This is a genomic window from Alloalcanivorax sp. C16-2 (genome assembly GCF_046507615.1).
Classification (GTDB): Bacteria; Pseudomonadota; Gammaproteobacteria; order Pseudomonadales; family Alcanivoracaceae; genus Alloalcanivorax; species Alloalcanivorax marinus_A.
On the sequence record NZ_JBKFTL010000003.1, the window covers coordinates 58,373 to 85,059 of the forward strand.

Genomic DNA, 26,687 nt, shown 5'->3' on the forward strand with positions numbered 1-26,687 from the left:
GGGAGGGCGAATGAAGCTGTCCCCGGCCCGTCAGGTGGTTCTCGCCGCGCTGGCCCTGTTGTTGCTGGGGCTGCAGGCGCGGCTCTGGTTCGGCGAGGGCAGCCTTCGCCATGTGGCCACCCTGGAGCACCAGGTGGCGTCGCTGAGCGAGCAGAACGCCGAGCTGGCCGAGCGCAACCGCCTGATGGCCGCCGACGTGCGCGACCTCAAGGAGGGCAGCGAGGCGGTGGAGGAGATTGCCCGCAAGGATCTGGGCATGATCCGTGACGGCGAAACCTTTTTTCAGATCGTGGAACCGCAAGCCAGTGAGTAAACCGGGACCGCTTTACGCGGTGGTGCCCGCCGCCGGGATCGGCGCTCGCATGGGCGCCGGCCTGCCCAAGCAATATCTGACCCTGGAAGGTCGCACGGTGGCCGAGCACACCATCACCCGACTGTTGGCGTTCGCGCCGCTGCGCCGGGTGGTGGTGGCGGTGGCCAACGGCGACCCCTGGTGGCCGCAGCTGCCGGTGGCCGGCCACCGCCGGGTGGACACCGTCACCGGTGGCGCCAGCCGGGCGGCCTCGGTGCGTGCCGGGGTGGCGGCGGTGCTGGCCCGGGACCCGGACGCCTGGGTGCTGGTCCACGACATGGCGCGCCCGCTGGTGCGCCTGTCGGATATCCAGAATCTGGTGGAGCATTGTCGTCAAGACGGCGCCATCCTGGCGCGGCGGGTCACCGATACCATCAAGCGCGGCGACGGCGACGACCACATCACCGCCACCCTGGATCGCCGCCACATTTGGCGGGCACTGACGCCGCAGCTGTTCGCCGCCCGCGACCTGCACGATGCCCTGGGCGGCGATCTGGACGCGATCACCGATGAGGCCTCCGCCCTGGAGGCCGCCGGGCGGCGCCCGGCCCTGGTGGAGGGCCATGCCGACAATATCAAGATCACCTTGCCCGAGGACCTGGCCCTGGCCCGGTTTTATTTGCGGGCCCAGGAAGAGGAGGGGCTGGCATGGTATCCCTAGGCGCCATTCGCATTGGCAACGGCTTCGACGTGCACGCCTTCGCCGAGGACGGTGACCATGTGATGCTGGGTGGTGTGCGCATTGCCCATGAGCGCGGGCTCAAGGCCCATTCCGATGGCGACGTGGCCTTGCACGCGCTCACCGACGCCCTGCTTGGTGCTCTGGCCCTGGGCGACATCGGCCACTATTTCCCGGACAACGATCCGCAATGGAAGGGCGCCGACTCCGGCCTCCTGCTGGCCCGGGTGATGGAGGACATCAACGGCGCCGGTTGGCGGGTCGGCAACGTGGACCTGACGGTGATCTGCCAGGCGCCGAAACTGGCGCCGCACATCGCCGCCATGCGCGAGCGCATCGCCGGCCTGCTCGACTGCGAGCTGGATCGGGTCTCCGTGAAGGCCACCACCACCGAGCGGCTGGGCTTCACCGGCCGGGGCGAGGGCATCGCCGTGCAGGCCTCCGCGTTGCTGGAACAGCGCCCGTGAGTGAGGCGTTGGGCGACCCCCACAGCGACGCCCTGGCGCGCCCCCCGGCCACCCCTCGGGCCCATGGCGAGCCGGTGGGCGAAGCGGTGCTGCGCGCCGAACCGGCGGATTTCCAGGTCGACGAGATCATGGTGGTGGAGCCGGAGGGGGAGGGTGAGCACCTCTGGCTGGAGATCGAGAAGACCGATTGGAACACCGAGGACGTGGCCCTGTGGCTGGCCAGGAACGCCGGCCTGCACCGGCTGTCGGTGGGTTACAGCGGTCTCAAGGACCGCCGCGCGGTGACCCGCCAGTGGTTCAGCCTGCATCTGCCCGGCAAGCCGGACCCGGAATTCCAGTGGCCGCCGGGGCTGCGGTCGCTGCGCGCCGCGCGCCACCGGCGTAAGCTCAATCGTGGCACCCACCGGGGCAACACCTTCCGCCTGCGTCTGCGTGAGCTGGCGGCGGACCAGGACGCCCTGGCGGCACGGCTGGAGCGCATCGCCGCCGAGGGCGTGCCCAACTATTTTGGTGAACAGCGCTTCGGCCGTGACGGCGCCAACTGGACCCGGGGGCGCGCCTGGTTGCTGGGTGGCGAGGCGCCGCGCAAGCGACCGCTGCGCAATTTCTGGTTGTCCGGGGTGCGCTCGGGCCTGTTCAACGCGGTGCTCGCCGAGCGGGTGCGGCGCGATGTTTGGCACCGGCTGCTGGACGGCGACCTGCTGCAGCCCGATGGCAGCCGGGGGCTGTTCAGCGCCGACGACGATCACGACGCCGCCGCCCGGGTGGCCGCCGGTACCGTACACCCCACGGCCCCTTTGCCGGGGCGCATGGGCATGGCATCATCGGGCGCTTGCCGGCAACTGGAAGACACGGTGCTGGCCGACCACGTCGCCCTGGTGGAGGCGCTCGCGGACCTGGGCCTGGACGCCGAGCGGCGCGCCACCCGGCTGCCGGTGAGCGCGCTGCAATGGCAGTGCGTCGGCGATACGCTGGAACTGACCTTCCGGCTGCCCACCGGGGCGTTCGCCACCGCCGTGCTGGCGGAGTTGTTGACCACCCGGGTGCCTTCGGCGAATCGCGGTTGAAGCCGCGATGCCCGATGCGAGTCGGGCGCACGAAAATGAAACGGGGATGGGGGATCCACCGACGGACATGGATACGGAATTGCGTGGCATCGGCATGACATCGGCGAGAACCCGGGAACGGCTCATCAACCGGCTGCGGGAAGCCGGCATCGAGAATGAGCGGGTGCTGGAGGTGATCCGCAGCACCCCCCGGCATATGTTCATCGACGAGGCCCTGGCGCACCAGGCCTACGACGATACCGCCTTGCCCATCGGCCACGGCCAGACCATCTCCCAGCCCTGGGTGGTGGCGCGCATGACCGAGCTGCTGATCAGCGACGGCGTCCCCGACAAGGTGCTGGAGATTGGCACCGGTTGCGGCTACCAGACCGCGGTGCTGGCCGCCCTGTGCCAGCAGGTGTACTCGGTCGAACGCATCCGCCCGCTGCAGGAGCAGGCGCGCCAGCGGCTGCTCAGCCTGGGGTTGGCGCGGGTGCAGCTCAAGCACGCCGACGGCGGTTTCGGCTGGAAAACCGCCGGGCCCTTCAACGGCATTCTGGTGGCCTGCGCGCGGCCGGACATTCCCCAGGAACTGCTCGACCAGCTCGCCGATGGTGGCCGGCTGGTGATGCCGGTGGGGGATCGCGCCCAGCATCTCACCGTGGTGGACCGTCAGGGTGACGAAATCCGCACTCGCAAACTGGACGCGGTACGCTTCGTGCCGTTCCAGCGGGGCGTGCAATGACGCGGCGGGCGTGGCGCCCGGGCGTGTACGTGCGCGGCCTGGCCATGGGAGCGGCGGATGTGGTGCCGGGGGTGTCCGGCGGCACCCTGGCGCTGATCACCGGCATCTACGAGGAACTGATCGATACCCTCGGCGGCATCGGCCCCCGTTTGCTGGCCGTGTGGCGCCGCGAGGGGTTCGTGGCGTTCTGGCGAGCCGGTAATTTTACTTTCCTTTTCACTTTGCTGGCGGGGATTCTCACCAGCATCGCGCTGCTGGCGCGGCTGCTCACCTGGCTGTTGGAACATCATCCGGTGCCGGTGTGGGCGTTCTTTTGCGGGCTGATCCTGGCCAGCATCGTGCTGGTGCTGGCGCCGTTGCGCCAGCGCGGCCCACCCCAGTGGCTGGCGTTCACCGCTGGTACCGGGCTGGCGGTGGCGATCGCGCTGGCGCCAGGGCTCACCGCTCTGGGCGTGTCGCCGCTGGTGTTCTTCCTGGGTGGCGCCGTGGCCATCTGCGCCATGATCCTGCCCGGCATCTCCGGCAGTTTTATCCTGTTATTACTGGGTCTTTATCCGTCCGTGCTGGCGGCGGTGGAGCAGGGCGACTGGCCACTGCTGCTCGCTTTCATGGCCGGCTGCGCCTGCGGGCTGCTGGCGTTCGTGCGCCTGCTCAAATGGCTGCTGCACCGTTATCACGATACCGTGATGGCGCTGCTGGGCGGTTTCATGGCCGGCTCCCTGGTCAAGCTCTGGCCGTGGCGGTTGCCGATGGATCAGGGCGTCAGCGAGCGCTGGCTGTGGCCGGCGGACTATGCCCGCGTCGTGGACGGCGGCAGCCAGCTGGGGCTGGCGCTGCTGATGATGGCGGTGGGGCTGGTGCTGGTCTGGCTACTTTCCTTCGCCGCCCCCGTGCATAATGAAGCCACGGCAACGGACGAGTAACCTTTTGCGTGTTTGGCTTCCCATAGTCGTATCGATGATTCTGTGCGGCTGCGCCGTGCGGAACCCGCCGCCGGTGGTCGACATTTACCAACGCGATGAGCAGGGCACCCGGGTCACCTCCGGCAGCCATCGGGTACAGCGCGGCGAAACCCTGTATTCCATCGCCTGGCGCTACGGCTGGGACTACCGGTCCCTGGCGCGCACCAACGGCATCGGCGCGCCCTATACCATTTATCCGGGGCAGGTGATTTCGTTCGGCGGCGCGTCGGCCACCGAGACCACGCCGGAGCGGCGCACCGCTTCCTCCTCGTCCTCCTCCGCCGGCTCCCGTGCCGCGTCTTCCGGTTCCAGCACCGCCAGCCGTTCCAGCAGCCCGCCGGCGCCGCCCAAGACCAGCAGCCCGGCCAGTACCGGCCCGGTGCCCTGGCAGTGGCCGGCGGACGGCAAGTTGCTGGAACGCTACTCCACCGCCGCCGGAGGCCGCCGTGGCATCGCCATCGGTGGTCGCGAGGGGAGCCCGGTGCGGGCCGCCGCCGCCGGCCGGGTGGTGTACCGGGGCAGCGGGCTGACCGGCTACGGCAACCTGCTGATCATCAAGCACAACGACCGCTGGCTGAGCGCCTACGCCCACAACAAGAAACTGCTGGTGAAGGAAGGTGACCAGGTGAGCGCCGGCGAGGAAATCGCCACCATGGGCGCCAGCGGTACCCTGCATACTCAACTGCACTTCGAGATCCGCAAGGACGGCCAGCCAGTGGACCCGCTCACTCTGTTGCCAAGGAAATCCTGATCCATGCCCGACGCCCTCGACGATCATCAGGCCCGCCGGCTGCTGACCCTCGCCGCCAGCGCCTCGGTGCTCACCGCCTTGATCCTGATCGCGGTGAAGAGCGTGGCCTGGACCCTGACCGGCTCGGTGAGCCTGCTGGCATCGCTGATCGACTCGATCATGGATTCCCTGGCGTCGTTGGTGAACTTCGCGGCGATCCGCTATTCCCTGGTGCCGGCGGACGACGAGCACCGCTTCGGTCATGGCAAGGCGGAGGCCCTGGCCGGCCTGGGGCAGTCCGTGCTGATCGCCGGCTCGGCGCTCTACCTGCTTCGGGAAGCGGTGCTTAAGCTGCTCGATCCGCAACCCCTGGAAGCCACCGGCCTGGGCGTCGGGGTAATGGTGTTCTCCATCGCGCTTACGGCGCTGCTGCTGGTGGTGCAAAAGTACGTGGTGCGACGCACCGGCTCCACCGCCATCGACGCGGACTCACTACACTATCTGTCGGACCTGGCGGTCAACGCCGGTATTATCCTGGCGCTGCTGGTCAGCGGCCTGGGCTTTGACGCCGCCGACGGCCTGGTGGGCCTGGTGATCGCGCTCTACATTCTGCGTTCGGCCTGGAAGATCGGCTGGGAATCCGTGCAATTGCTGCTGGACCGGGAACTGCCCGGCGAGGTGCGCGACGTGATCGGCGCCGTGGTCGGCGAGCATGAGCAGGCGCTGGGTTTCCACGACCTGCGTACCCGCCAGTCCGGGCGTACCTGGTTCATTCAGTTGCACGTGGACATGGACGAGACGTTGCCGCTCAAGGAAGCCCACGCCCTGGGGGAGCGTATCCGCGCCGATATCCTCAAGCATTACCCCGCCGCCGAGGTGATCATCCACCACGACCCGGTGCCCGATCCGCCCCACGTCCCGGTCGAACCGGATCGCGGCTAAAGCCGCTCCTACCGCATTCTAAAGCCGCGTAGGAGCGGCTTTAGCCGCGATAGCCCGGAATCCCGCGCCCCGCGCCGCCGTCACCCCCCCCCCCCCCCGGGGGCGGCCCGGCTAACGTCAATCAGCCTGGCCAGCGCGCAGCTTCGGCCGCACGGTGATCAACAGCGCCGGCAACAACGTCAGGTTGCTCAGCAACGCCACCAGCATCGCCAGCCCGGTCAGCAGACCGAAATACACCGTCGGGTTGAAGTTGGAAAACGCCAGAATCGAGAAGCCCGCGATGATCACCAGGGAGGTGTAATACATCGCCTTGCCGATGGAGCCGTGGCAGCGCCGCATGGTCGCCACGTAGTCACGGTCCACCGGCCACTCCTCGTGGAAGCGATGCACATAGTGAATGGTATCGTCCACCGCGATGCCGATGGTGATGGCGGTGATGGTGATGGTCATCAGATCCAGCGGCAGCCCGATCCAACCCATCAGCCCCAGCACCGTGGCCGCGCTGACGAGGCTCGGCACCATGCTGATCAGTGCCACCGGCAGGGAGCGGAACAGCAACAGCAGCATGATCAGAATCGCCGTGAACACATAGCCCAGGGTCTTGATCTGTGAGTCGAACAGACTCTGCAGCATATTGTTGTAAAGCACCATGGCGCCGGTCAGATGCACCTGCTCCGGCTTCAGATCGAACCGGCTGACCAGGTCGTCGTTGATCTTCTTGAGCAGATCGTCCCGGTTCAGCCCCGGGTAGGAATCCACCACCCGCACGCTGATGCGGATCTGGCGGCCGTCGTCGGACAAGTAGGGGCTCACCAGCTGGCCGCGCAGATCCTCGGGAATGAAGCTGGCCAGCAGCATCAACTGCACATAGCTGAGCGGGCCGCCGTTGATCTTCTTGGCCACCTTGTAGGTGGTCGCGATGGACAGCACCTTGCCGGTCTCCGGCAACGATTGCAGGTAATCCTCGATCTCGATGATCCGTTCCAACCGCTGCGGCGTGTACCAGTACGCGCCCTGAAGATCCGGGCCCGGGTCGGCGGCGGCCTTCGGCGCATTGCTGGCGAACGGGTCCTGTCCGGCGCCGAAATCGTCACTCTCGCCCGCGGCGAACGGGTCGTCCTGGACGGCTCCGAAACCATCGTTGGTAGCGGCCGGGTCGCCGCTGGATGCATCGTCACGGGACGCGGTGGCGCCGCCGGCGAATGGATCATCCTGGACCGCGTCGAAACCGTCCGCGTCCCGGGCGGGCGCGGCGCTGCCATGGCCGGCGGTTTTGCGCTCCCGGGGCGGCGCGTCGATGACGATGTCCAGAGGGGTGGTGCCGCCCAGCTTGCGATCGATCTGCAGCATGCCCTGATAGATTTCCGTGTCCTTCTGGAAATAATCGATAAAACGGTTTTCCACGGTCAGGCGGGTCATGCCCCACAGCGCCGCCGCCATCCCCACCAGGGTGACCACCAACAGGGTGGCGCGGTGGCGTTCGGTGAAGCCGGCGAAGCCCAGGGTCACCTGACGGGTCAGGTCGCGGCCCTGGCGCGGTTGGCCCGGCGTCAGGCCGCCGAGCAGGCTGGGGAACACCAGAAAACAGGTCACCAGTGCCACGCCCAGGCCCACGGTCATCATCCAGCCGAAGTCGATCACCGGGCGGATATCGCTGATCACCAGGGACGAGAAGCCCACCATGGTGGTCAGGATCATGTACACACTGGGGCGCATCATATGGGCGGCGGTTTCGCGCAGCAGCCAGCCCTGGGTGGCGTCCGGATTCTCCTCGTGCAGCTCCCGATAGCGCACGGTCAGGTGGATGGTGATCGACATGGTGATGATCAGCAGCAACGACAGATAGTTGCTGCTGATCACCGTCACCTTCCAGTCCATGAAGCCGAGCCAGCCGGTCACGGTCAGCACGGTGACGCCACAGCACAGCAGCGGTACCACCACCCAGCGCGGGCGCCGGAAAATCAGGAACAGGGTGAGGATCAGAAACGCCACCACCCCGATGCCGAAAATTTCCAGGTCCGAGCGGATAAAGCGGATCATGTCCGAGGCGATCATCGGCACGCCGCCGAGCACCAGCCGGGCCCGGTCCCGGTAGCCGTCCATGATGCCGCGAATCGCCTCGATCTCCTCGGCGGTGCGCGCCTGCACCTGGCTGTTGTAGTCGCTGAACTCGGCATCGACCCGTTCCAGCTCCGCCGCGTCGGCGTCGCTCAAGGTCCCCTGGCGTTGCTGTTCGCGCAGTGCGTTGCGCCGGTTGAGCAGCTCGAAATAGCGTTCGTCGCGCTCGAAGGTCACCAGCATGGCGGTGGTGAGACCATCGTCGCTGACCAGCAGGTCCTCATAGAGCGGGTTGGTGTCGGTGAATTCCTGTTTCGCCAGGGGCAGGTCCACGTCCGGGTCCAGCACCGTGCGGTAGCCGTCGGAAAGATCGGTGAATTCCACCTTGGGGCTGAACAGCAGGGGCACGTCCAGCAGGCTGTACACCGAGGCAACCCGGTCCAGGCTCTTGAGCTTGTTCTGCAGGCTTTGCAGATCCTTCAGTGTGTCGCGGCTGAACAGTTCGCTGTCGCTGGGGGTATAGGTGACCACCAGGAAATCGCTGCCCCCGTACTGCTTGGCGATCTTGCGGTAGTACTCCAGGGCCTGGTCGTTTTCCAGGGTCAGGGATTCGGCGGAGGCATCCAGTTTGAAATCGCGGGCCTGCCAGGCGGCGACGCCGCACATCAGAGCCACCACCAGCAGCCAGAGCATCGGGTGGCGCAGTACCACCGCGCAATACGCGCGGAACAATCGAGACATCATGACGGGCCCTAGAACATGGCCGCGAATTCCGCGGCGAAACGCTGATCGAAGCGGTGAATGAGGCGGCCGGCGGGCAGGGTAAGCAGAGTCAGCAGCCCCTCGGACCATTCCTCCTGATGCACCCGGCAACCGCCGTCGCCGTCGGCGATGAAGGTGAAGCGGTGGATCAGGCGCGCCATGGGCAGATCCAGCCCCCAGGCGATGCACTCATTTTCCCGGTACTCATGCACGCGCACCACCACCGGCGCCGGCGGCAGGCGCGGCAGATCGGCCACGAACAGCAGGCTGGCGCCGCGTCGCCACTGGCCGCCGAACAGCCGCGCGTGGCGTACCACGGAACACCAGTCGGACCAGCCGTCGACCTGGCTGAACAGGGAAAAGGCCTGGCGGGGGGAGGCGCGGGTGTCGGTCACTTCGTCGATGAAGTAGCGTTTCAGCATAACGTCCTCGTTTTCCGGAGGCCCCAAGAGTACCCATCATGACCGGCGCTCACCACCTAATTGGTCCCTATGCCCTTGACCGGCGGGACCGACCTGGAGAACCTTCGGTCAATGTGGGCGCGACGCCATCATCGTTCCATGAAGGTCCGCCCACGACGGCACGGATAGAATAATAATCAACGAGGAAACGTGATGGTGGGAACGCACCTGCCCGCGTCGGTCCTGCCGGGCCTGCTGGAGATGGCCCTGCGCGGCCGGCTCGACGCGGCCACCCTGTTCGAGCGCGCCGGCGTGGACCTCGGCGCCGGCGATCGCTATCTGACCCTGGATCAGCTCGACCGCCTGTTGAGCACGGTATTTCGCGATGCCGGTGATCCGCTGTTCGGCCTGCGCGCCGGCCGTGACCACGATTATCGCCGCCTGGACCTGCTGGGGCGCCTGATGGCCGCCGCCAGCACCCTGGAACAGGCGCTGGCGCTGCTGTTCCGCTACAAGAACCTGGTGGTGCCGTACCTGGCGTTCCAGCTTGAGCGCGGCGAGCACCACTGCACCCTGACGATCACCGGCGGTGACGGGCTGACCTTTGCCCGCCACCCGGCCCATGACGATCTGGTGCTGGCCAGCCTGGTGGCGGTAGGGCGCTCCTTGTTGGGTGGCCGCATGCCGGTGCATCGGGTGCTGGTTCGCCACCCGCCGCCCACGCAACGGGACGAATACGACGCCTTCTTTCAATGTCCGCTGAATTTTGGTGCTCCCAGCAACGCCATTGAGTTTTCCCCGGCGCTGCTGGGCCAGACGCTGCCCGCCGCCAACGCCCACCGCCGGGCGCGCCTGGAGGCCGCCGCCGCCGGCCTGCTGCTGGATTTGTCCCGGGCCGGCGGTGTCGCCGGGCGCGTACTGGAGCGCCTGCGGGGCGGGTTGGGGCAGGGCGGTCTCACCGTGGAGCGGGTGGCCGCGGACCTCAACATGACCGCCCGTACCCTGCAACGCCGGCTGCGCGACGAAGGCGTCCAGTTCGCCCGCCTGCGCGATCAGGTGCGCATGGAATACGCCTGCCGTCGGCTGCGCGAGCCCTGTTGCGACATGGGCCATCTGGCGCTGTATCTGGGATTCTCCGACACCGCCAACTTCTACCACGCCTTCAAACGCTGGAAGGGCTGCGCCCCCGGCGAATACCGGCGCCGCGCTCTGGCGCGCCCACGGCCAGGACCCCCACGACCGTGATTTCCAGCACCGCAGCCGCCTTTACAACCTGTATCATCTCCTCAACCACCACAACCTCTTCGGTGGCCCCTACACCGAAACCACCGAAGACAGCGCCCTCTCCCTCCTCTGTGAATAAAAGGGCAGAGTATGAGGTGTGACACGACGCTCACGGCCGGGTACAGCCGGGCGCGGACCGTGTTTGGCCAGGGATGGCCAAACCCGAGCCTTCAGGGACGAACTCGTAGCGTGTCCGCGCCCGGCTGTACCCGGCCGTGAGCGTCCCCGCTACGTAGTAACCTCCAATAGAGAGTCCTGATTCAATGCGCATCGTCGCCGACGAAAACATGCCCGCCCTGACCCCCTTCGAATCCCTGGGCCAGGTCACCCGCGTCAACGGTCGCACCCTGACCCGCGACCAACTCCAGGACACCGAGGTGCTGCTGGTCCGCTCGGTCACCCGGGTCGACCGCGCCCTGCTGGAAGGCACCCCGGTGCGTTTCGTTGGCTCCGCCACCATCGGCACCGACCACATCGACCGCCAGGCCCTGCGGGAACTGGGAATCGCCTTCGCCCACGCCCCCGGCTGCAATGCCCGCGCCGTCGCCGAGTACGTGCTTCAGGCGCTGCTACTGGCCTGCCACAAACAGGGAAGAACGCTGCGCGAAAGCCGCGTCGGCATCGTCGGCCTGGGCAACGTGGGCGGCCGCCTGGCGGACTGGCTCAATGCCCTGGGCGTCACCGTGATCGGCTGCGATCCGCCCCTGGCCCGGGCCGGCACCCGCGCCCCGGTGCCCCTGGGGCCCCTCGACGCCGCCCTGGAAGCGGACCTGATCACCCTGCACGTGCCGCTCACCCGGGATGGCGACGACGCCACCCACCATCTGATCGATGCCGGGCGTCTGGTTCGCCTCGGCCCCGACCAGACCCTGATCAGCACCTGCCGGGGCCCGGTGATCGACAACCGGGCCCTGGCCACACGGCTGGAAGAAGAGGACGCGCCGCTGACGCTGCTGGATGTATGGGAGAATGAACCGTGCCTGGACCCGGCGCTGCTCGACCGGGTGTTTCTGGGGTCGCCCCATGTGGCCGGCTACAGCATGGAAGGCAAATGGCGCGGCACCGCCATGTTGTACCGGGCCTGGTGCCACTGGCGCGGCGAGAGCGCGCCGGAGATGGCGCCACCAACGGAGGACGCGGAGCTGGACGCGCCGGTCCACGACGAAGCGGACCTGCTGGCGCTGCTGCGCCGTGCCTACCGGCTCCACGAGGACGACGCACGCCTGCGTGAAGCCGTGCGCGCGCCGGACCCGGGGGCCGCCTTCGACGCCCTGCGCAAGGAATACCCGGCCCGGCATGAATTGCTCTACTGGCGCCACGCGGGCGGGGTGGCGGCGCCGTTCAAACCCCTGGTCAGCCGGCTTTTCGCGCCGGAGTAGGGTAGTGCCAGGCTTGCTCCAGCTCACGGCAGGCGCGCAGGATCATCGCCTCGGTGATGGGAATTTCCCGGCCCTGCTCGTCAACCAGCGCCGCGCCGTTGAATTCCCGACGACCGGCGGCCTGTGAATACTGAAGACGGTTCATGATGCTTCTCCGCTGTTTTCCTCGACGCGGTCATTGTTGGAAAAAGGTGTGATCGTTTTATGACACAAGCGCGCAATGTTCTGGTGGTCGGTGTTCTCGTGAACCCGTTCGCCGGCATCGGCGGCGCCGTGGGCCTTAAGGGCAGCGACGGCGAAGCCACCCGCGAGGAAGCCCTGCGCCGGGGCGCCACACCGATGGCGGTGGCGCGTATGACCCGTGCCCTGCAGGCGGTGGCCGGTGACGCCGGCCACCTGCGCGTGCTCACCTGGGGTGGCGACATGGGCGAGCACAGTTGCCGGGCGGCGGGCCTGGAGGCCGAAGTGATCGGCGCCTCGCCGTCTCCCAGTGACGCCGCGCACAGCCGCGAGGCGGCCCGCGCGCTGTTGGACGCCGGCGCCCAGCTGCTGCTGTTCGCCGGCGGCGACGGCACCGCCCGGGATCTGGTGGACGCGGTGGGTGACGGCATCCCGGTGCTCGGCGTCCCCGCCGGCTGCAAGATGCACTCGGCGGTCTATGCCATCAACCCGGACGCCGCCGGCCGGCTGCTGGCGGACCTGGTCCACGGTGGCCTGGTGGCGCTGCACGACGCCGAGGTCCGCGACATCGACGAGGATGCCTTTCGCCACGGTGAGGTCCGCGCCCGCCACTACGGCGAATTGAAAGTGCCCGCCGAAGGCCGCTACCTGCAACAGGTGAAATGCGGCGGCCGAGAGGTGGAGGATCTGGTGGTCACCGAAATCGCCGCCTCGGTGATCGACAACCTGGAACCGGGCACCTGGTACCTGGTGGGCTCCGGTTCCACCGTGGCCACCGTGATGGAACTGCTCGGTTTGCCCAACACGCTGCTCGGCGTGGACATCATCCGCGATCAGGAAGTGGTGGCCGCCGACGTTGGCGCCGAACAAATCCTCGACATCATCGGCGATCAACCGGCCCGAGCCCTGCTTACCGTGATCGGCGGCCAGGGCCACCTGTTCGGGCGTGGCAACCAGCAGTTCAGCCCGGCGGTGATCCGCCGGCTCGGCAAGGCCAACATCCAGATCCTGGCCAGCCGCACCAAACTCGGCACCCTGCAAGGCCGCCCCCTGGTGGTGGACACCGGCGACCCGGAGCTGGACCGGGCGCTGTGCGGCCTGTGGCCGATCACCAGTGGCTACGAGGACACCCTGCTGTACCGCGTGGCCACCGACGCCGGCTGAACAAACCCGGCGAAAATGCTATTTTTTGCCTCTTTCCTCGCACGCGTCACATGCTTCAAGGGGGCACTTCATGGCGGATCAGGACCGCACCACGAAATACGCCGAAGGCAGCCTGACCCTGGCGGGCACGGTCATGCTGGGCACCGGGGTGATGATCGGCGCCGGCATTTTCGCGCTCACCGGACAGATGGCCCAGATGACCGGTGCCTTGTTTCCCCTGGCGTTCCTGGCGGCGGCGGTGATCGTGTCGTTCAGCGCCTACTCCTACGTCAAGATTTCCAACGCCTATCCGTCCGCCGGCGGCATTGGCATGTACTTGCACAAGGCCTACGGCGACCGGCTGCCCACGGCGTTCAACGCCTTGCTGATGTACTTTTCCATGGTCATCGCGCAGAGCTTCCTGGCACGTACCTTCGGCGCCTACACCATGCAGCTGTTTGGCGGCGATGAATCCGGGCGCATGGTGCCCACCCTGGGCGTGGCGCTGATTCTCACCGCCTTCATCATCAACTTGCTCGGTAACCGCCTGATCCAGGGCGTGGCGGGTTTCATTGGCGTTTTGAAAATCGGCGGGATTCTGATGTTCGGCCTGGTCGGCATATGGCTGGCGGACAGCGTGGCAGTGGACTTCAATCGCGTGGGGGAAAGCGCCGGCATCGGCGGTTTTCTTGGCGCCACCGCTCTGGGGATTCTCGCCTTCAAGGGCTTTACCACCATCACCAACAGCGGTTCCGAGGTGATCGACCCGCACCGTAACGTGGGCCGTGCCATCGTCATTTCCATCGCCGCCTGCATCGTGATCTACACGCTGGTGGGGTTTGCCGTGGCGAGCAATCTATCGTTGAGCGAGATTGTCGCTACCCGTGACTACTCCCTCGCCGCCGCCGCCCGACCCGCGCTGGGTGAGTACGGCGTCTGGTTCACCGTCGCCATCGCAATGCTGGCCACGGCGGGCGGCATCCTTGCCAGCATTTTCGCGGTCTCGCGGATGCTGGCCATGCTCACGGAAATGAAGCTGGTGCCGCACAGCCATTTCGGCATGCCCGGCACCATCCAGAAACACACCCTGGTCTACACCGTGGTTCTGGGCCTGATCCTTACCGCCTTCTTTGATCTGTCGCGCATCGCGGCGCTGGGCATCATCTTCTACCTGATCATGGACATCGCCATTCACTGGGGCGTGCTGCGCTACCTGCTGGACGATATCGGCGCCCGACGCTGGGTACCTGTGACCGCGATCATCCTCGATCTGCTGGCGCTGGGCGGCTTCGTGATCACCAAGCTGGCGTCCGACCCGTTCGTGATCGGGGTGGCGCTGGTCACCATGATCCTGCTCGCCGCCGGAGAGCAGTGGTTCCTGAAATCCGACGCACGCAAACGGACTCTGGCGCACCGGGGCCATCATCACGAATCGCACTCCTGAGCGGGGCGGTCCCGGCCCCGTGGCGGGAGGGGGGTGGTTTTGTGAATAAGGTCAAGTTTTTTGCATAAAGTGCCGCTCGCCGTCGTTTTCGGCGGTGAAGGTGTCGGCTCTCTTTCCTATACTCAGCCTCATAATAACGCCTGACTCTGACGACGCGCCCGGATGGCGCGGCGTCGTGGCAAGCCGGTGGGGGCCGGCGGGGTCGGGACCATGTCATGGATGGCTTGGGGGAAAGACCGATCAGATTTTCTCTTCTTTTGCTCGCGGGTTTCGTATTCGTCGCCACCGCCTGGGCGGCTCCGGATCCCCAGCAACGTATGTATGACCGTCTTCAGGAACAGGACCGGCAGCGCCAGGAGCAACGCCTGGAGGAAATGCGCGTGCCCGGCGACCGGCCCGGTGCCCGGGTACCCGAGCCGGAGGACACCGACGGTGGGGGCTGCTTCATCGTGGAGCGGCTCACGCTGACCACGCCGGATGGCGCGGCCATCCCGTTCGGCCATTGGTTAACCGCGCCGCTGGAACCGCTGCGAGGGCAATGCCTGACCCTCAACGACATCCGTGTCTTGCAGGCGGAGCTGAGCAACCGTTTGATTGACCGGGGCTATGTCACCAGCCGGGTGCTGCTGCCCGAGCAGGACATCGCCGACGGCGAACTGACCCTGCTGCTGGTGCCCGGACGGGTGGAGGGCTGGCGCGGCGAGGGCCTGCCCGACCGGGTGCTGGAATGGGCCCTGCCATTGCGCGCCGGCGACCTGCTGAACCTGCGCGCCCTGGAACACACCGTGGAAACCCTGGCCCGGCTGCCGCATCTGGACGCGGAGATGGATCTGGCGCCCGGCCAGGGGCAGGGTGGCACCGTGATCGTCGGCCACGCCGATTGGCCGCGACGCTACCAGGGCAGTCTGATTCTCAACGAAAAACACTACGGCGACGTCACCCACGGCACCGGCCAGTTCAATCTGGACTGGGGCAGCCCCTTCGGCGTCACCGATCGCTTGTCATTGGGCGTCAACGGCGATCTGGACCAGGAGTTCTCCGACCGCGCCTGGGGCGCCAGCCTGGACTACGACATCAGCCTGGGCTACTGGAATCTGGCCGTGGGCTACAGCCGCCAGGCCTACCAGAACGAGGTGGCGGGGATTTTCCAGCGCTTCGATTCCTCCGGTCTCACGGAAATTTCCCGCTTCGAGCTCACCCGGCTGCTGCACCGCTCCCAGCGCACGCGGTTGTCCCTGGCGTTGCTCGGCGCTTACACCGACGTGGACAACCGCATCGAGGAGACCACCATCCAGGTGAGCAGCTATCAACTGCGCACCGGCGGCCTGCGTCTGAGCGGCAAGTCCCGGCTTGGCCGGGTGCAACTGGCCGGCAACCTCACCGCCGAACGGGCCTGGACCGCCGGCCCGGCCACCCGGCTGCCGGACGGCGCTGAAGTGGCCGACGCGGTGCATGACCGCTACCAACTGTTTCTGTCCGCCACCCGTTTCATCCAGCCGCTTTACGGTGCCCTGCAGTTGCGGCTGAACAGCCAGTACAGCCGCCACGAACTGTTCCCCTCGGAACGCTTGTCCCTGGCCTCCAGCGCCGCGGTGCGCGGCTACGACAGCCTTTCGGTGAGCGGCAACAGCGCCACCGCCGGCAGCCTGCAATTCGATTTCTACCCGCCGATCACCGGCCCGGTAAGCCTCAAGCCGTTCGTCGCCTACGACCTGGGCGTGGTGCCCGACAACGGCAACGAGGACGACTTTACCCGCCTGGCCTCGGCCACCGCCGGGCTCGGCCTCGGCTACCGCGATATTCAGTTGACCACCCAGATCACCTGGCCCATGGAGCAGCATTCAACGGAGATGACGGATCATGAATACACAGTCCTGGCGAGCCTGTACGTCCAATTCTAACGCCCACGGAAGGGCGCGGCGCGGCCTGGTTTACGGCCTGTCGCTACTGCTCATCTGGCAGCCGCTGCTGGCGGCCGCCGACGGTGTCACGCCTACCCGGGGCGCCACCGACCGGGCCGCTAACGGCGTGCCGGTGGTCAATATCCGGAACCCCAACGGCGCCGGTGTCTCGCAAAACTTCTACCAGGATTTCAACGTCGACGAGCGCGGGCTGATCCTCAACAACGGGCGCCAGCTCAGCCGCACTGAGCTGGCCGGTTACATCGAGGCCAACCCCAATCTGCGTAATGGCAGCGCCAAGGTGATCCTCAACGAGGTGATCGGCGCCAACCCCTCGGCGTTGCACGGCTATCTCGAAGTGGGTGGCGCCAAGGCGGACATCGTGGTGGCCAACCCCAATGGCATTTCCTGCCAGGGCTGCGGCTTCATCAACACCGACCATGCCACCCTCACCACTGGCCGCGCCATCATGGACGAGGACGGCGCTCTGCGAGCCTTCGACGTGCAAGGTGGCCAGGTACGCATCGGCGAGGACGGTGCCACTACCACCAACGTGGACCGTTTCGACCTGATCGCGCGCTCGGTGTCGATCAGCGGCGAGATCAACGCCGACCGGCTCAACGTGGTGGCCGGCCGCCAGGAAGTGGACCGGGAAAGCCTCGCCACCCAGGCCCATGAGGACGACGGCGACGGGCCGGAGTTCGCCATCGATTCCGCCGCCCTGGGCGGCATGTACGCCAACCGCATCCGCCTGATCGGCAACGACAAGGGCGTGGGCGTACGCCTGGACGCGCCGGTGGCGGCCCAGAACGGCGACGTTACCCTGAGCGCCAACGGCCAACTGCGTTTCAAGGAAATCAGCGCGTCCGACTCGGTCCAGCTCGCCGCCAACGACATCACCGCCGAAGGCAACCTGGTGGCCGGCGACCGCATCGATGTGCAGGCCGAGGCCTACCACGCCGTGGCCGGCACCACCTCCGCCAACCATCTGGCGATGGCACTGGACAGCGTCCGCCTGGATCAGGGTGCTCGCTGGCTGGGTGTGGAGGACCTGACCCTGGACGCCGGCACGGTGGACAACCAGGGGGAACTGGCCGGCGCACAGGTAACCGTTCGCGCCGAGGATGATCTGGACAACGGCGGCCAAATCCTCGCCGATGGGCAGGCCGAGGTGCACGGTGGCACTTTGGACAACACCGGCACCGTCTCCGCCAACGGCGACGTGACGCTGGGCGCGGACGGCGCCCTGCGCCAGGCCGGCTCGGTCACCGCCGGCGGTGATGCCCGGCTGGCCGCCACCGAACTGACCCTGGACGACGGCTCCGAAACCATCGCCAACGGTACCCTGGCGGTGAGCGCCGACGCCGTGACCAATCAGGGTTTGGCCCACGGTGGCGAACAAACCACGGTCACCGCCACCAACCTGGAACACCGGCAAGGCCGCATCCAGTCCGCTGGCGACGTCACCCTGAACGTGGCCGACCGCCTCGACAACCGCGCCCTGGTAACCGCCGGCTCCACGCTCACCGTGGACGCCGGCGAACTGGACAACCAGGGCACCCTGGTGGCGGAGGAGCAACTGGCGGTCTCCGTGGACGGGGCGCTCATCAACCAGGGGGCGCTGCAGAGTCTGGGCGACGCCGGGATTGAGGCCGGCTCCCTGGACAACAGCGGCCAGGTGCTGGCGGTGGGCGATCTGGCCATCGACACCGAGGACGCGCTCGCCAATACCGGCGCCGTGCAGACCGAAGGCAATCTGGCCCTGAACGCGGGCAGCCTGGACAACGACGGTGATCTGCTCACCAACGGCGATCTGGACGTCCACACCGACGGCGCGCTCACCCAGCGCGGCGACGTGATGGCCGGCGGTGACGCCACCCTGAGCGGCGACGCACTGAACAACGACGACGGCCTGATCAGCGTGGCCGGTGACCTGACCCTGGACCAGACCGGCATCACCAACACCTCCACTCTAGAAGCCGGCGGCGTGCTGACCCTGACCGACGGCGTGGCGTCGCTGCGCAATGAAGGTACCGTGGCCGGCGCCCAGGGGCTGTCCCTGACTGCCGATGAGATCGACAACCGCGCCGGTGCCATCCTGCGCAGCGGCGGCAACGCCGTCGTTACCGGCGAGCGCCTGACCAACCACGGGCTGGTGTTCGCCGCCGGCAACCTGGCGCTTCAGGTCGGCGAACTGCTCAACGAACGCGCCGCCCAGGCCAGCGGCCAGGACGGCACCCTGGGCGCCGCCGGCGATGTTCTGTTCCAGGGCGAGCGACTCACCAACCGCGACGGCGCTCTGCTCGGCAGCGGCGGCGCCATGGCGCTGCTCGCCTCTGAGCGCGTCACCAACGACCGCGCCGACATCGTCGCCAACGGCAACCTGCTGATCGCCGCCGACCAGGAGCAGGGCAAGACCGGCCAGGTCATCAACCATTCCGGCACCATTACCACCAACGCCGGCGACCTGGCGATCTTTACCCACTCCCTGGACAACAGCCGGGAAGTGACGCTGGGCAAAAGCGATCCCCTGACCATTGCCCAACTGATGGAAATGATGGAAATCGGGCTCACCATCGATGACGTCACCTTCAGCGAGGACGACTGGGCCTTTATCTATGACCCGGATCTGGAATCTTCGCTGGTGCGGTTCGTCACCAAAGGCTCGCCTCGTTTTTATTGGGTGGACTACTGGGTAGAGCAATACACCGACTACATCAACGACGAGATGGGCGGTCTGCTTTCCGACGCTGATATTCAGTATCTCCAGGAAACCCTTCGCGGCCCCACCGAGCAAGGTTCTGTTGAGGGTTCGGTGTATAAGTTCCTTCCCGGTGGCGGCGAAGCTTATGGGGGAACCGGAGACACTAAAAATCCATTGGCCGAGACGTTCTACTTGGTGGTCCGGGTCACCCAACTGCTCAAGGACCGGGCACCGCTTAAATACCAGCGTTTCCTGGCCCACACCCGGGCCAAACTGGATGAGGACGGCGGTGGCCTTTATCTGCGTAACTTCTCCTGTGGCGAGGGACGCAATGGTTGGAATGGAAAAGGTGATGCGGATTGCGACCACGGTGCAATCTACCAATACCGGTTCGGCGCCGAAGCCTACGACGATATCATCGATCCGTCCTCCGAAGACGTGCAATCGGTCCTGTCCTCCGCGGGCAATCTGACCATCAACGCCGACGTGCTTCGGAACGAATACAGCACCCTCGCCGCTGCCGGGGACCTTCACCTGGAAGGAGACCGCCTGATCAACAAAGCGGTGGAACTTAAGCGGCATGCCATCCTGGAAACCGGTCTGCGGAGATGGCACAACTTCCACCATGAACCCAGCCCCGGCGAGCCAATGGAGGTCACCGACACCGAGGACATAGGGTTCGGCCTGGGCGAGCAGGTGGCCAGCGTGATCTCCGCCGGCGGCAACGTGACCCTGGATTTTCAGGAAGAGGCGGGCAACTACACCGAGGAACGCTTCGACCAGGAAGTGCTCTTCGACGACGGCGACTACCAGGACGAGGACAACGGCGGCGGCGCCGGCGGTGGTGGAGAAGACGGCGGCGGCTCACCCCAGCCAGTGTCCTGGGATCTCAGCGACGACAGCCGGGTCATCGGCACCCTCAACGCCGGCCTGCGCGACATCCTCGACAACCGCAGCAGCCTCTACACGGTGGTCGACGACGCCGACCACCCCTACCTGATCGAAACCAACCCGCTGTTTGCTTCCCTGGACGGTTTCCTCGGCTCGGACTACCTGCTCGACCGCCTGAACACCGACCCGGACCGGCAACTGCGCCGCCTCGGCGACAGCTACTACGAAACGCAGCTGGTCCGCGACGCCATCCTTGCCGCCACCGGCCGCCGCTTCCTGGACGCCGACGTCCAATCCGACCAGCAGCAATACCAGCGCCTGATGGACAACGCCCTCTCCGAAGCGCAACGGCTGGAGCTGTCCATGGGCGTGGCACTCACCGCCGAGCAGGTGGCCAGCCTGCGTCAGGATCTGGTGTGGATGGAAGAGCGCCAGGTGGACGGCCACGCCGTGCTGGTGCCAGTGCTCTATCTGGCTCCGGGCAGCAGCCGGCTCACCGCCGAAGGCGCGGTGATCGCCGGTGACACCATCAATGTGCGCGCCGGCGGCCTCGGCAACAGCGGCATCATCGCCGCCGCCAACGGCCTCAACGTACAGGCTGGCAACAAGGGCGTGGTGAACCTGGAAGGCACCCTGCAAGCGGGCACCGGCCTCGCCATTGATTCCCTCGGCGATGTGAAGAACCAGAGCGGTGCCGTCCGCGCCGGCCGGGTCTCGATCCGCAGCCAGGGCGACATCATCAATGAATCCTGGACCGAGCAAGTGGTCACCGAATGGGACCACGGCACCCATCGCCGCACCGACCACGGTGACGCCGGCGTGATCCAGGCCGCCGACACCGTATCCCTGGACGCCGGCCGCGACATCGTCGTCACCGGCAGCCGCGTCCAGGGCGACGCCGTGGGCCTCAACGCCGGCGGTGACGTGCGCATCGAAAGCCAGACCCTGGAACGGGGCTTCGACGGCCGCGCCAACGGCGGCCGCTATCAGACCCAGACCATCGAGCAAATCGCCAGCCAGGTGGACGCCACCGGCGACCTGCTGATCACCGCCGGCCGGGATATCGGTGTCACCGCCTCCGACGTCAGCGCCGGCGGCAGCGCCAGCCTGGCCGCCGGCGGCGACGTCATCATCCAGTCCGCCGCCAACCGCGACTACGAAAACTACCACCGCGAAGCCAGCCACGAAGAAAAACAATACACCCACGACACCGTCCGCCAGCGCAAGGCCACCGTCAGCGCCGGTGACGATCTGCGCATCGACGCCGGCCGCGATCTGCTGGTGGCCGGCAGCGACCTGAGCAGCGGCGGCGACATGGGCCTCGCCGCCGGCGGTCGCATCGCCTTCCTGGCCACCCAGGACCGCGACTACCACTTCTCCATGAGCGAGAAAGACGGCGACTACGGCGCCCACAGCTTCAAACGGGACGAAGTCACCCACGTGGACAACGTCACCAGCACCGCCACCGCCGGCGGCGACCTCACCCTGACCAGCGGCGGCGACCAGCTTTACCAGGCCGCCCGCCTGGAAAGTGGCGGCGACACCACCCTGAAAAGCGGCGGGCGCATCACCTTCGAATCGGTGAAGGACCTGGTCCAGGAGAGCCACGAAAAAAGTCAGGGTGACCTGGCCTGGCAGAAGATGGAAGGCGAAGGCTTCACCGACGAAACCCTCCGCCAAACCGAAATCGTCGCCGCCGGCAACCTGGCCATCGACGCCGCCGAAGGCCTCCACATCGACGTCAAACAAGTGGACCAGCAAACCGTCGAACGAATGATCGACGGTATGGCCGCCGAAAACCCGGACCTGGCCTGGATGAAGGACGCCTACCAACGCGGCGACGTGGACTGGCGCCAGGTGCGCGAACTCCACGACAGCTGGGAATACAGCAGCCAGGGCATGGGCCCCGCCACCGCCCTGGCGGTGACCATCGTGGTCACAGCAATGACCGCCGGCGCAGGCGCGGCAGCGGGCGGCGCCGTGGCCGGGGGCACCACCGGCGCCACGGCCACCGCCATCAGCTCGGCCACCTCCGCCGTAGTGACCAGCGCGGCCAGTACCGCCGCCGTCAGCACCATCAACAACGGCGGCGACCTGGGCGCCACCCTGGACACCCTGGGCAGCGGCGACACGCTGCGCGGCCTGGCCGTCGGCGGCGTCACCGCCGGCCTCACCTCGGGCCTGCTGGACCCGGCCTTCGACAACATGGAGTTCGGTAAAGCCGCCGGCATCCAAAGCGACCCGATCAACTCCATCACCCGTGGCTTCGACCTGGGCACCGCCCAGGGCGCCCTGGGCTTCGCGGCGCACAGTGCCGGCCAGGGCCTGATCAACGCCAGCGCCACCGCCGCCATCCAGGGCGGCAGCTTCCAGGATCACCTGATCGGGAACCTGGAGAGCCAGGGCAACAACGTGCTTTCCGCCTTGGCTTTTCACGGAGCCGGCACGCTGGCGTCGAATATTCCTTCGACGTTGGAGCAAAGCAAGTGGTGGTTGGAGGGCGGCGCAGGGAAAACCCTCCTACATGCGGGTACGGGCGGGTTGGTCACCGGCGCCATAAGCGGCGATTTCAAGACCGGCGCAGCAGCAGGGGCTATGAATCAATTGTTTTCTCCGCATGTCGATAGCCAGGGGGCCTGGAAACCCGCGGCATCACAGCTTGCAGGAATGTTTGGCTCGGGCCTGGTCAATGGTGACGTTGAGCAAGGTGCGTGGATAGGGAAGCAGGCGGATACATACAATCGCCAACTGCACCCGCAGGAAAAAACGCTGGCTAAGGTGCTCGCCAAAAACAGTAATGGCATATACACAGCCGAGGATATCGAAGAAACGCTTAGAGCACTTAATGACCATAAAAATGGCCGGCTCGTCACGGATGAAATGATCGTCGACTTGCGAAGTGATGCCTTGCAGGGTGAAGATTATAAAGACATCTATTTTGATTATGGTGGTGACTGGTTAGGTACTCCAGGAGAAGATGGTGTGCTTCGCTACATGGTGCAAAATCCACAAGCCCTGGATAAAGATCTGGCTGAATATGTGATAGCCAATACCGGTAAGTTGGGCTATGACTATGGGGTGCCTGTCCTGCCGGAACCTGAAGGTGAGTTCAGCGACACAATCTATCTTTCGAGATTCGATGGTGAAAACGGTTCTCAGTGGCAAGACCCTTGGGGAAGGGCAGTTGGGGGTCCTTTGGAAACGGATGTGTCCAATTTCGGTTTTGAATATGTTGGTGATGTCGATAGTGGCACTTATCAATATTATTCCGAAAGTAGCTCCTTAGGAATCCTTAAGGCTGGCGGGTCATACTCCAGCTACTATCTGGTAGACCCTAATAACGGTTTGGTGCATCGCTATTCTGGGGCTGGAGGGGCTGGCTCTGCGGGGAGTCCAGTTTCAGCAATGCTTAATATTTCAAAGGGGCTCGTTAAAATTGAAAATGCGACTAATGTTAAGCAAGGGAAACCTTTTGATGGATTGGGGGGTAATGTGAGTGGGGCCTTTTTAGTTGGTGGTAACTTTGGAGGCTCGAAAGGCCAAATGGGCGGAGGTGTGTCGTTCGGTTTTGGTCTTTCGGCAGAGGCTGGCTGGGCTGAATCTTCTTACGAGGAATCGTATAAAATTGAAGACTTCTACAAATATCACTATGTTGATTTCATGGATTGATCAGGGGTTTTATTTTGGCTGAGGTGATGGTCTTTTTATTTATTCTTCTGGAGGTCGTGTTTGTGGTCCTCTATGTGAGATTTAGGTATGAGGGGGTTGGAGAATTTAAGGGTTTGTTTTCAATCGTGCATCCGTTTTCAAATAAGCATATATATGGAAAAGTGCCGGACGAATTGCTTCCGGTTTTTGAAAAAATAAGAAGGGCTCAGGTCTGTGTGTTTTTTGGCGCATTGTTCTTTTGGCTGTTTTTTTAAATTTTAATGATTATTGGAGAGTGTAAATGAAAAGGATATTTTCGCTTGCCGCGATGTTGGTTCTGGGAGGTTGCGCCACGGTGAAGCCGGTGGCGTTGGATGTGAAGGCCTTGGAGGGCAGGAGGATTGATAAGGTGGCCGCCACCGAACATCCGATGCCGGCGATGTCGGCGATCACGCCGACCAAGGCGCAGTTCGGGTTCCTGGGCAATATGGCGATGAATGCCGCCGGCAAGAAGATCATCGAAAGCCACGATGTGGCGGACCCGGCTTCCTCCGTGTCCCGCAGTCTGGCGGGCCGGCTGGCGACTATTTTTGGCGGCGAGGCGCTGCCGCCGGGGGGTGTGGTTGAGGGGGCGGACGCCGCCGAGATCGTGGCGGCGAGCGGTGACGCGGATGTGGTGGTGGATGTGCGGACCAGTGTTTGGCAGTTGATCTATTACAAGTCGGCCTGGGGCACCTATTCGATTACTTACCGGGCCGATGCCCGTTTTATCGACGCGGCGTCCGAGGCGGTGCTGGGGACCGGCAGTTGCGCGGTTCGGCCGGAGAAAGGTTCCGAGTGGACGGCGGGTTATTCGGACTTCGAGGAGAACCGGGACGGCATCCTGACCCGGACCTTGAGCCATGTGGCGGAGCAGTGCGCCGAGCAGATCGGCGGGCAGCTGGCGGAGTACCGGGTTGGCCGCCGCTAGCCAGAAAAAGGCCGGGTCGCGGTTTTGATCGCAACCCGGCTCTTTGAGCCCCTTAACTCTTAATCCTCGATCATGGCCACGGAGTAGGGCGTACCGCGTTCCCGGGGGAGCAGGAGCAGGGCGGTGCGCTCTTCGGCGTCGCCGTGGAGGCCCTGGAACAGGACCCGGTAGGTGAGCACGGCCTGGACGTAGGCTCGGGTTTCGCGGAACGGGATGGATTCGATCCAGACGTCCACGGGTACGGCGTCATCCTCTTTGTCGGCGAGCCATTGCTCGACCCGGTTGGGGCCGGCGTTGTAGGCGGCCAGGGCAAGGATGCGGTTGCCGTTGAACTGCTTAAGCAGGTCGGCGAGGTAGCGGCTGCCCAGGGCGATGTTGGTGTCGGGGTTCAGAATCTGCTGTTCGCCGGGCACTGCCTGACCGGCTTCGCGGGATACTTTGCGCGCCGTGCCGGGCATCAGCTGCATCAGACCCAGGGCGCCGACCGGGGAGCGGGCGTTGGGGTAGAAGGCGCTTTCCCGGCGGGCCACGGCCATGGGCAGCCAGGGGTCGAGATTGTTGCGGCGGGCGGCTTCCCGGAAGCGTTCGCGGTGGGCGGCGGGGAAGCGCCATGCGAGCACGTCCCAGGCACGGGCCTGGATCGAGGCCTGTACCGCCAGGTCATACCAGCCGGCGTCCACGGCGTATTGGGCGAGTTGGCGCTGGCGGTTTTCGTCGCTGTGCCACATCAGCCAGTTCCATTCGCTCCAGGCGAGGCCGGGCTCGTTCTGCTCGCGCAGCAGCTTGACGCGGGCCAGGGCGGGCAGGTCCGGCAGCGGCTGATCGCCGGTGGGGACGGCGTTGGCGAAGCGGTACGCTTCACCGATACGGTCGGCGGCCAGGAAACCATAGAAGTTCCGTTGCCCGGCGGCCTGCTGCCACAGGCTTCTGGCCTTGTCGTCGTCGCCGTTTTCCTCGGCGGCGCGGCCCAGCCAGTACAGCCAGCGGCTGTCCTTGCGTTCACCTTGTGACAGGCGCGCCACCCAGTCGGGGAGCTCATCCCAGTTCTGTTCGATAATGGCGCGCCGGGCACGCTGATCCAGCAAGTCGTCGCCCCCCTTTTCGCGCAGCCATTGGTCCAGCCAGTCGCGGTTGTCTTCCACGCCTCGGATGGTGGAGTACCAGGCGATGCGCTGGCCGGCGCGTTCCACCAGGGCGGCGTCGGTGAAGCCCAGATCGCCGCGTTTGTCCTCGAACCATTCCCGGGCGGTTTCGGTGTCAGTGTAGGCGAGGCGGCGGAAGCCAGCGGCGAGCAGCACCTGGCGCTGATCGTCGGCCAGATCCTTGGGCAGATCGGTGAGCGTATCCGGGTCGCCGTAGAGGTCGAGCAGCCAGTCGGCGGCGGTAGCGTAGGCGCTGTCGTCGAGCATCGGACGCAGGTAGCGCATCAGGCCCGGGCTGCGCTCGTAGAAGGCCAGTTCCATGCGCCGCCAGATTTCCTTGTCGCCGATTTGCCCGTGCTGACGGGCGGCGTTGAAGATCGGATCGCAGGCGGAAGGCCGGGAGTTGCCGGACAGCCAGAGTTCCCGGGCCTGATTGAGGGCTTCCTGGTTGCCGGCCTGCCATTGGGCGTGCCAGTACAGGCAACTCAGCTCCGTGGAGCGGGGGGCACTGTCGTAGACGGCGCGGGCGGCGTCCCAGCGCTCGTCCCGCGCGTAAGCCACCAGGGCCAATTGGCGGATGTCGTTGGGAAGCGGGGAGTCCGGGTAGCGTTCGGCGTAGTCCCGGACCCGCTGGGGGTTCAGGTCGGGGAGGGCGGCGCGCAGCCGGTGAAAGTCCAGGTAGGCCTGTAGCGGATGGTGGTCGCCAAGGTGGTTCTGGGCACGGCTGAGGGTTTCCCAGTCGTCGTTGCGGGCGGCGTGCAACGCCTCCTGGAAAGGGGTATCGGCGGCCTGGGCCGGCATGGCGACGATCACGGCGATCACGGCCAGAACTGCGGAACGGAACATCCTTGCCTCCA

General features: G+C 65.9%; 20 protein-coding genes. 16 read left to right on the plus strand and 4 right to left on the minus strand.

What is annotated here, in order from left to right; genetic code table 11:
- Positions 1 to 10 precede the first annotated feature (10 nt).
- The 8 genes from ACLD02_RS13915 to ACLD02_RS13950 all read left to right on the plus strand — a co-directional run bounded on the left by ACLD02_RS13915 (position 11) and on the right by ACLD02_RS13950 (position 5,923).
- On the plus strand, positions 11 to 313 hold the full coding sequence (locus tag ACLD02_RS13915; RefSeq protein ID WP_203100192.1) for an FtsB family cell division protein: 303 nt from the start codon (positions 11 to 13) through the stop codon (positions 311 to 313).
- Entirely contained in the window at positions 306 to 1,013 is a 708-nt protein-coding gene (ispD, locus tag ACLD02_RS13920) for a 2-C-methyl-D-erythritol 4-phosphate cytidylyltransferase (RefSeq protein ID WP_338015156.1), read from the plus strand. Before ACLD02_RS13915 ends, ispD begins: the two co-directional genes overlap by 8 nt.
- Positions 1,001 to 1,498, plus strand: coding sequence for a 2-C-methyl-D-erythritol 2,4-cyclodiphosphate synthase (gene ispF / locus ACLD02_RS13925; protein ID WP_238400763.1), 498 nt, complete (start codon positions 1,001 to 1,003; stop codon positions 1,496 to 1,498). The genes ispD and ispF overlap by 13 nt, the downstream gene beginning before the upstream one ends.
- Positions 1,495 to 2,565 (plus strand): tRNA pseudouridine(13) synthase TruD, encoded by a 1,071-nt coding sequence (gene truD / locus ACLD02_RS13930; RefSeq protein WP_410298972.1) that lies wholly within the window; start codon positions 1,495 to 1,497, stop codon positions 2,563 to 2,565. The genes ispF and truD overlap by 4 nt, the downstream gene beginning before the upstream one ends.
- Positions 2,566 to 2,632: 67 nt before the next feature.
- A complete protein-coding gene (locus ACLD02_RS13935) occupies positions 2,633 to 3,289 on the plus strand; it encodes a protein-L-isoaspartate(D-aspartate) O-methyltransferase (protein WP_203100190.1) in 657 nt (218 codons plus the stop codon).
- Positions 3,286 to 4,212: a DUF368 domain-containing protein gene (locus ACLD02_RS13940; RefSeq protein ID WP_410298973.1), complete on the plus strand. Its 927-nt coding sequence runs from the start codon at positions 3,286 to 3,288 to the stop codon at positions 4,210 to 4,212. The genes ACLD02_RS13935 and ACLD02_RS13940 overlap by 4 nt, the downstream gene beginning before the upstream one ends.
- A 73-nt stretch (positions 4,213 to 4,285) precedes the next feature.
- The gene (locus tag ACLD02_RS13945; protein ID WP_410298974.1) at positions 4,286 to 5,002 is read left to right on the plus strand and encodes a peptidoglycan DD-metalloendopeptidase family protein; all 717 of its coding nucleotides are present in this window, start codon (positions 4,286 to 4,288) and stop codon (positions 5,000 to 5,002) included.
- Positions 5,003 to 5,005: 3 nt separating this feature from the next.
- Entirely contained in the window at positions 5,006 to 5,923 is a 918-nt protein-coding gene (locus ACLD02_RS13950; protein WP_203100185.1) for a cation diffusion facilitator family transporter, read from the plus strand.
- Between the two features lie 117 nt (positions 5,924 to 6,040).
- On the opposite strand, the gene ACLD02_RS13955 is transcribed toward ACLD02_RS13950, so the two are convergent.
- Complete coding sequence (locus ACLD02_RS13955) at positions 6,041 to 8,725, minus strand: efflux RND transporter permease subunit (protein WP_410298975.1); 2,685 nt, start codon at positions 8,723 to 8,725, stop codon at positions 6,041 to 6,043.
- An 8-nt stretch (positions 8,726 to 8,733) separates the two neighbouring features.
- Positions 8,734 to 9,165 carry an SRPBCC family protein gene (locus tag ACLD02_RS13960; protein WP_203100177.1) on the minus strand — a complete coding sequence of 144 codons (432 nt, stop codon included), beginning with the start codon at positions 9,163 to 9,165 and terminating at the stop codon, positions 8,734 to 8,736.
- A gap of 192 nt (positions 9,166 to 9,357) precedes the next feature.
- Here ACLD02_RS13960 and ACLD02_RS13965 point away from each other — a divergent pair, with 192 nt between their 5' ends.
- The 3 genes from ACLD02_RS13965 to ACLD02_RS13975 all read left to right on the plus strand — a co-directional run bounded on the left by ACLD02_RS13965 (position 9,358) and on the right by ACLD02_RS13975 (position 11,807).
- Positions 9,358 to 10,389, plus strand: a complete 1,032-nt coding sequence (locus ACLD02_RS13965) for an AraC family transcriptional regulator (protein WP_410298976.1) — start codon at positions 9,358 to 9,360, stop codon at positions 10,387 to 10,389.
- Positions 10,390 to 10,417: 28 nt separating this feature from the next.
- The gene (locus ACLD02_RS13970) at positions 10,418 to 10,507 is read left to right on the plus strand and encodes a hypothetical protein (RefSeq protein WP_410299094.1); all 90 of its coding nucleotides are present in this window, start codon (positions 10,418 to 10,420) and stop codon (positions 10,505 to 10,507) included.
- Positions 10,508 to 10,691: 184 nt separating this feature from the next.
- On the plus strand, positions 10,692 to 11,807 hold the full coding sequence (locus ACLD02_RS13975; RefSeq protein ID WP_203100173.1) for a 4-phosphoerythronate dehydrogenase: 1,116 nt from the start codon (positions 10,692 to 10,694) through the stop codon (positions 11,805 to 11,807).
- On the opposite strand, the gene ACLD02_RS13980 is transcribed toward ACLD02_RS13975, so the two are convergent.
- On the minus strand, positions 11,782 to 11,952 hold the full coding sequence (locus tag ACLD02_RS13980) for a PA1571 family protein (protein ID WP_203100171.1): 171 nt from the start codon (positions 11,950 to 11,952) through the stop codon (positions 11,782 to 11,784). The two genes, ACLD02_RS13975 and ACLD02_RS13980, sit on opposite strands and share 26 nt — an antisense overlap.
- A gap of 59 nt (positions 11,953 to 12,011) precedes the next feature.
- Between ACLD02_RS13980 and ACLD02_RS13985 the strand changes: the two genes are divergently transcribed.
- From ACLD02_RS13985 to ACLD02_RS14005, 5 genes are all read left to right on the plus strand, one after another.
- Positions 12,012 to 13,151, plus strand: coding sequence for an ATP-NAD kinase family protein (locus ACLD02_RS13985; protein ID WP_410298977.1), 1,140 nt, complete (start codon positions 12,012 to 12,014; stop codon positions 13,149 to 13,151).
- A 70-nt stretch (positions 13,152 to 13,221) separates the two neighbouring features.
- Positions 13,222 to 14,574, plus strand: coding sequence for an APC family permease (locus ACLD02_RS13990; RefSeq protein ID WP_194296041.1), 1,353 nt, complete (start codon positions 13,222 to 13,224; stop codon positions 14,572 to 14,574).
- 317 nt (positions 14,575 to 14,891) lie between these two features.
- On the plus strand, positions 14,892 to 16,475 hold the full coding sequence (locus ACLD02_RS13995; protein ID WP_410298978.1) for a ShlB/FhaC/HecB family hemolysin secretion/activation protein: 1,584 nt from the start codon (positions 14,892 to 14,894) through the stop codon (positions 16,473 to 16,475).
- Positions 16,435 to 23,739: a DUF637 domain-containing protein gene (locus tag ACLD02_RS14000; protein ID WP_410298979.1), complete on the plus strand. Its 7,305-nt coding sequence runs from the start codon at positions 16,435 to 16,437 to the stop codon at positions 23,737 to 23,739. Before ACLD02_RS13995 ends, ACLD02_RS14000 begins: the two co-directional genes overlap by 41 nt.
- 280 nt (positions 23,740 to 24,019) lie before the next feature.
- Positions 24,020 to 24,688, plus strand: coding sequence for a hypothetical protein (locus ACLD02_RS14005; protein WP_410298980.1), 669 nt, complete (start codon positions 24,020 to 24,022; stop codon positions 24,686 to 24,688).
- 59 nt (positions 24,689 to 24,747) lie between these two features.
- On the opposite strand, the gene ACLD02_RS14010 is transcribed toward ACLD02_RS14005, so the two are convergent.
- A complete protein-coding gene (locus tag ACLD02_RS14010) occupies positions 24,748 to 26,676 on the minus strand; it encodes a transglycosylase SLT domain-containing protein (RefSeq protein ID WP_410298981.1) in 1,929 nt (642 codons plus the stop codon).
- Positions 26,677 to 26,687 lie beyond the last annotated feature (11 nt).

What these genes read in the sequence shown, in the direction of transcription:
- ACLD02_RS13915 (WP_203100192.1), top strand. Translation starts at nt 11, where the DNA reads ATGAAGCTGTCCCCGGCCCGTCAGGTGGTTCTCGCCGCGCTGGCCCTG.
- ispF (WP_238400763.1), top strand. Translation starts at nt 1,001, where the DNA reads ATGGTATCCCTAGGCGCCATTCGCATTGGCAACGGCTTCGACGTGCAC.
- ACLD02_RS13935 (WP_203100190.1), top strand. Translation starts at nt 2,633, where the DNA reads ATGGATACGGAATTGCGTGGCATCGGCATGACATCGGCGAGAACCCGG.
- ACLD02_RS13940 (WP_410298973.1), top strand. Translation starts at nt 3,286, where the DNA reads ATGACGCGGCGGGCGTGGCGCCCGGGCGTGTACGTGCGCGGCCTGGCC.
- ACLD02_RS13950 (WP_203100185.1), top strand. Translation starts at nt 5,006, where the DNA reads ATGCCCGACGCCCTCGACGATCATCAGGCCCGCCGGCTGCTGACCCTC.
- ACLD02_RS13955 (WP_410298975.1), bottom strand. Translation starts at nt 8,725, where the DNA reads ATGATGTCTCGATTGTTCCGCGCGTATTGCGCGGTGGTACTGCGCCAC.
- ACLD02_RS13960 (WP_203100177.1), bottom strand. Translation starts at nt 9,165, where the DNA reads ATGCTGAAACGCTACTTCATCGACGAAGTGACCGACACCCGCGCCTCC.
- ACLD02_RS13965 (WP_410298976.1), top strand. Translation starts at nt 9,358, where the DNA reads ATGGTGGGAACGCACCTGCCCGCGTCGGTCCTGCCGGGCCTGCTGGAG.
- ACLD02_RS13975 (WP_203100173.1), top strand. Translation starts at nt 10,692, where the DNA reads ATGCGCATCGTCGCCGACGAAAACATGCCCGCCCTGACCCCCTTCGAA.
- ACLD02_RS13980 (WP_203100171.1), bottom strand. Translation starts at nt 11,952, where the DNA reads ATGAACCGTCTTCAGTATTCACAGGCCGCCGGTCGTCGGGAATTCAAC.
- ACLD02_RS13985 (WP_410298977.1), top strand. Translation starts at nt 12,012, where the DNA reads ATGACACAAGCGCGCAATGTTCTGGTGGTCGGTGTTCTCGTGAACCCG.
- ACLD02_RS13990 (WP_194296041.1), top strand. Translation starts at nt 13,222, where the DNA reads ATGGCGGATCAGGACCGCACCACGAAATACGCCGAAGGCAGCCTGACC.
- ACLD02_RS13995 (WP_410298978.1), top strand. Translation starts at nt 14,892, where the DNA reads ATGTATGACCGTCTTCAGGAACAGGACCGGCAGCGCCAGGAGCAACGC.
- ACLD02_RS14000 (WP_410298979.1), top strand. Translation starts at nt 16,435, where the DNA reads ATGAATACACAGTCCTGGCGAGCCTGTACGTCCAATTCTAACGCCCAC.
- ACLD02_RS14005 (WP_410298980.1), top strand. Translation starts at nt 24,020, where the DNA reads ATGAAAAGGATATTTTCGCTTGCCGCGATGTTGGTTCTGGGAGGTTGC.
- ACLD02_RS14010 (WP_410298981.1), bottom strand. Translation starts at nt 26,676, where the DNA reads ATGTTCCGTTCCGCAGTTCTGGCCGTGATCGCCGTGATCGTCGCCATG.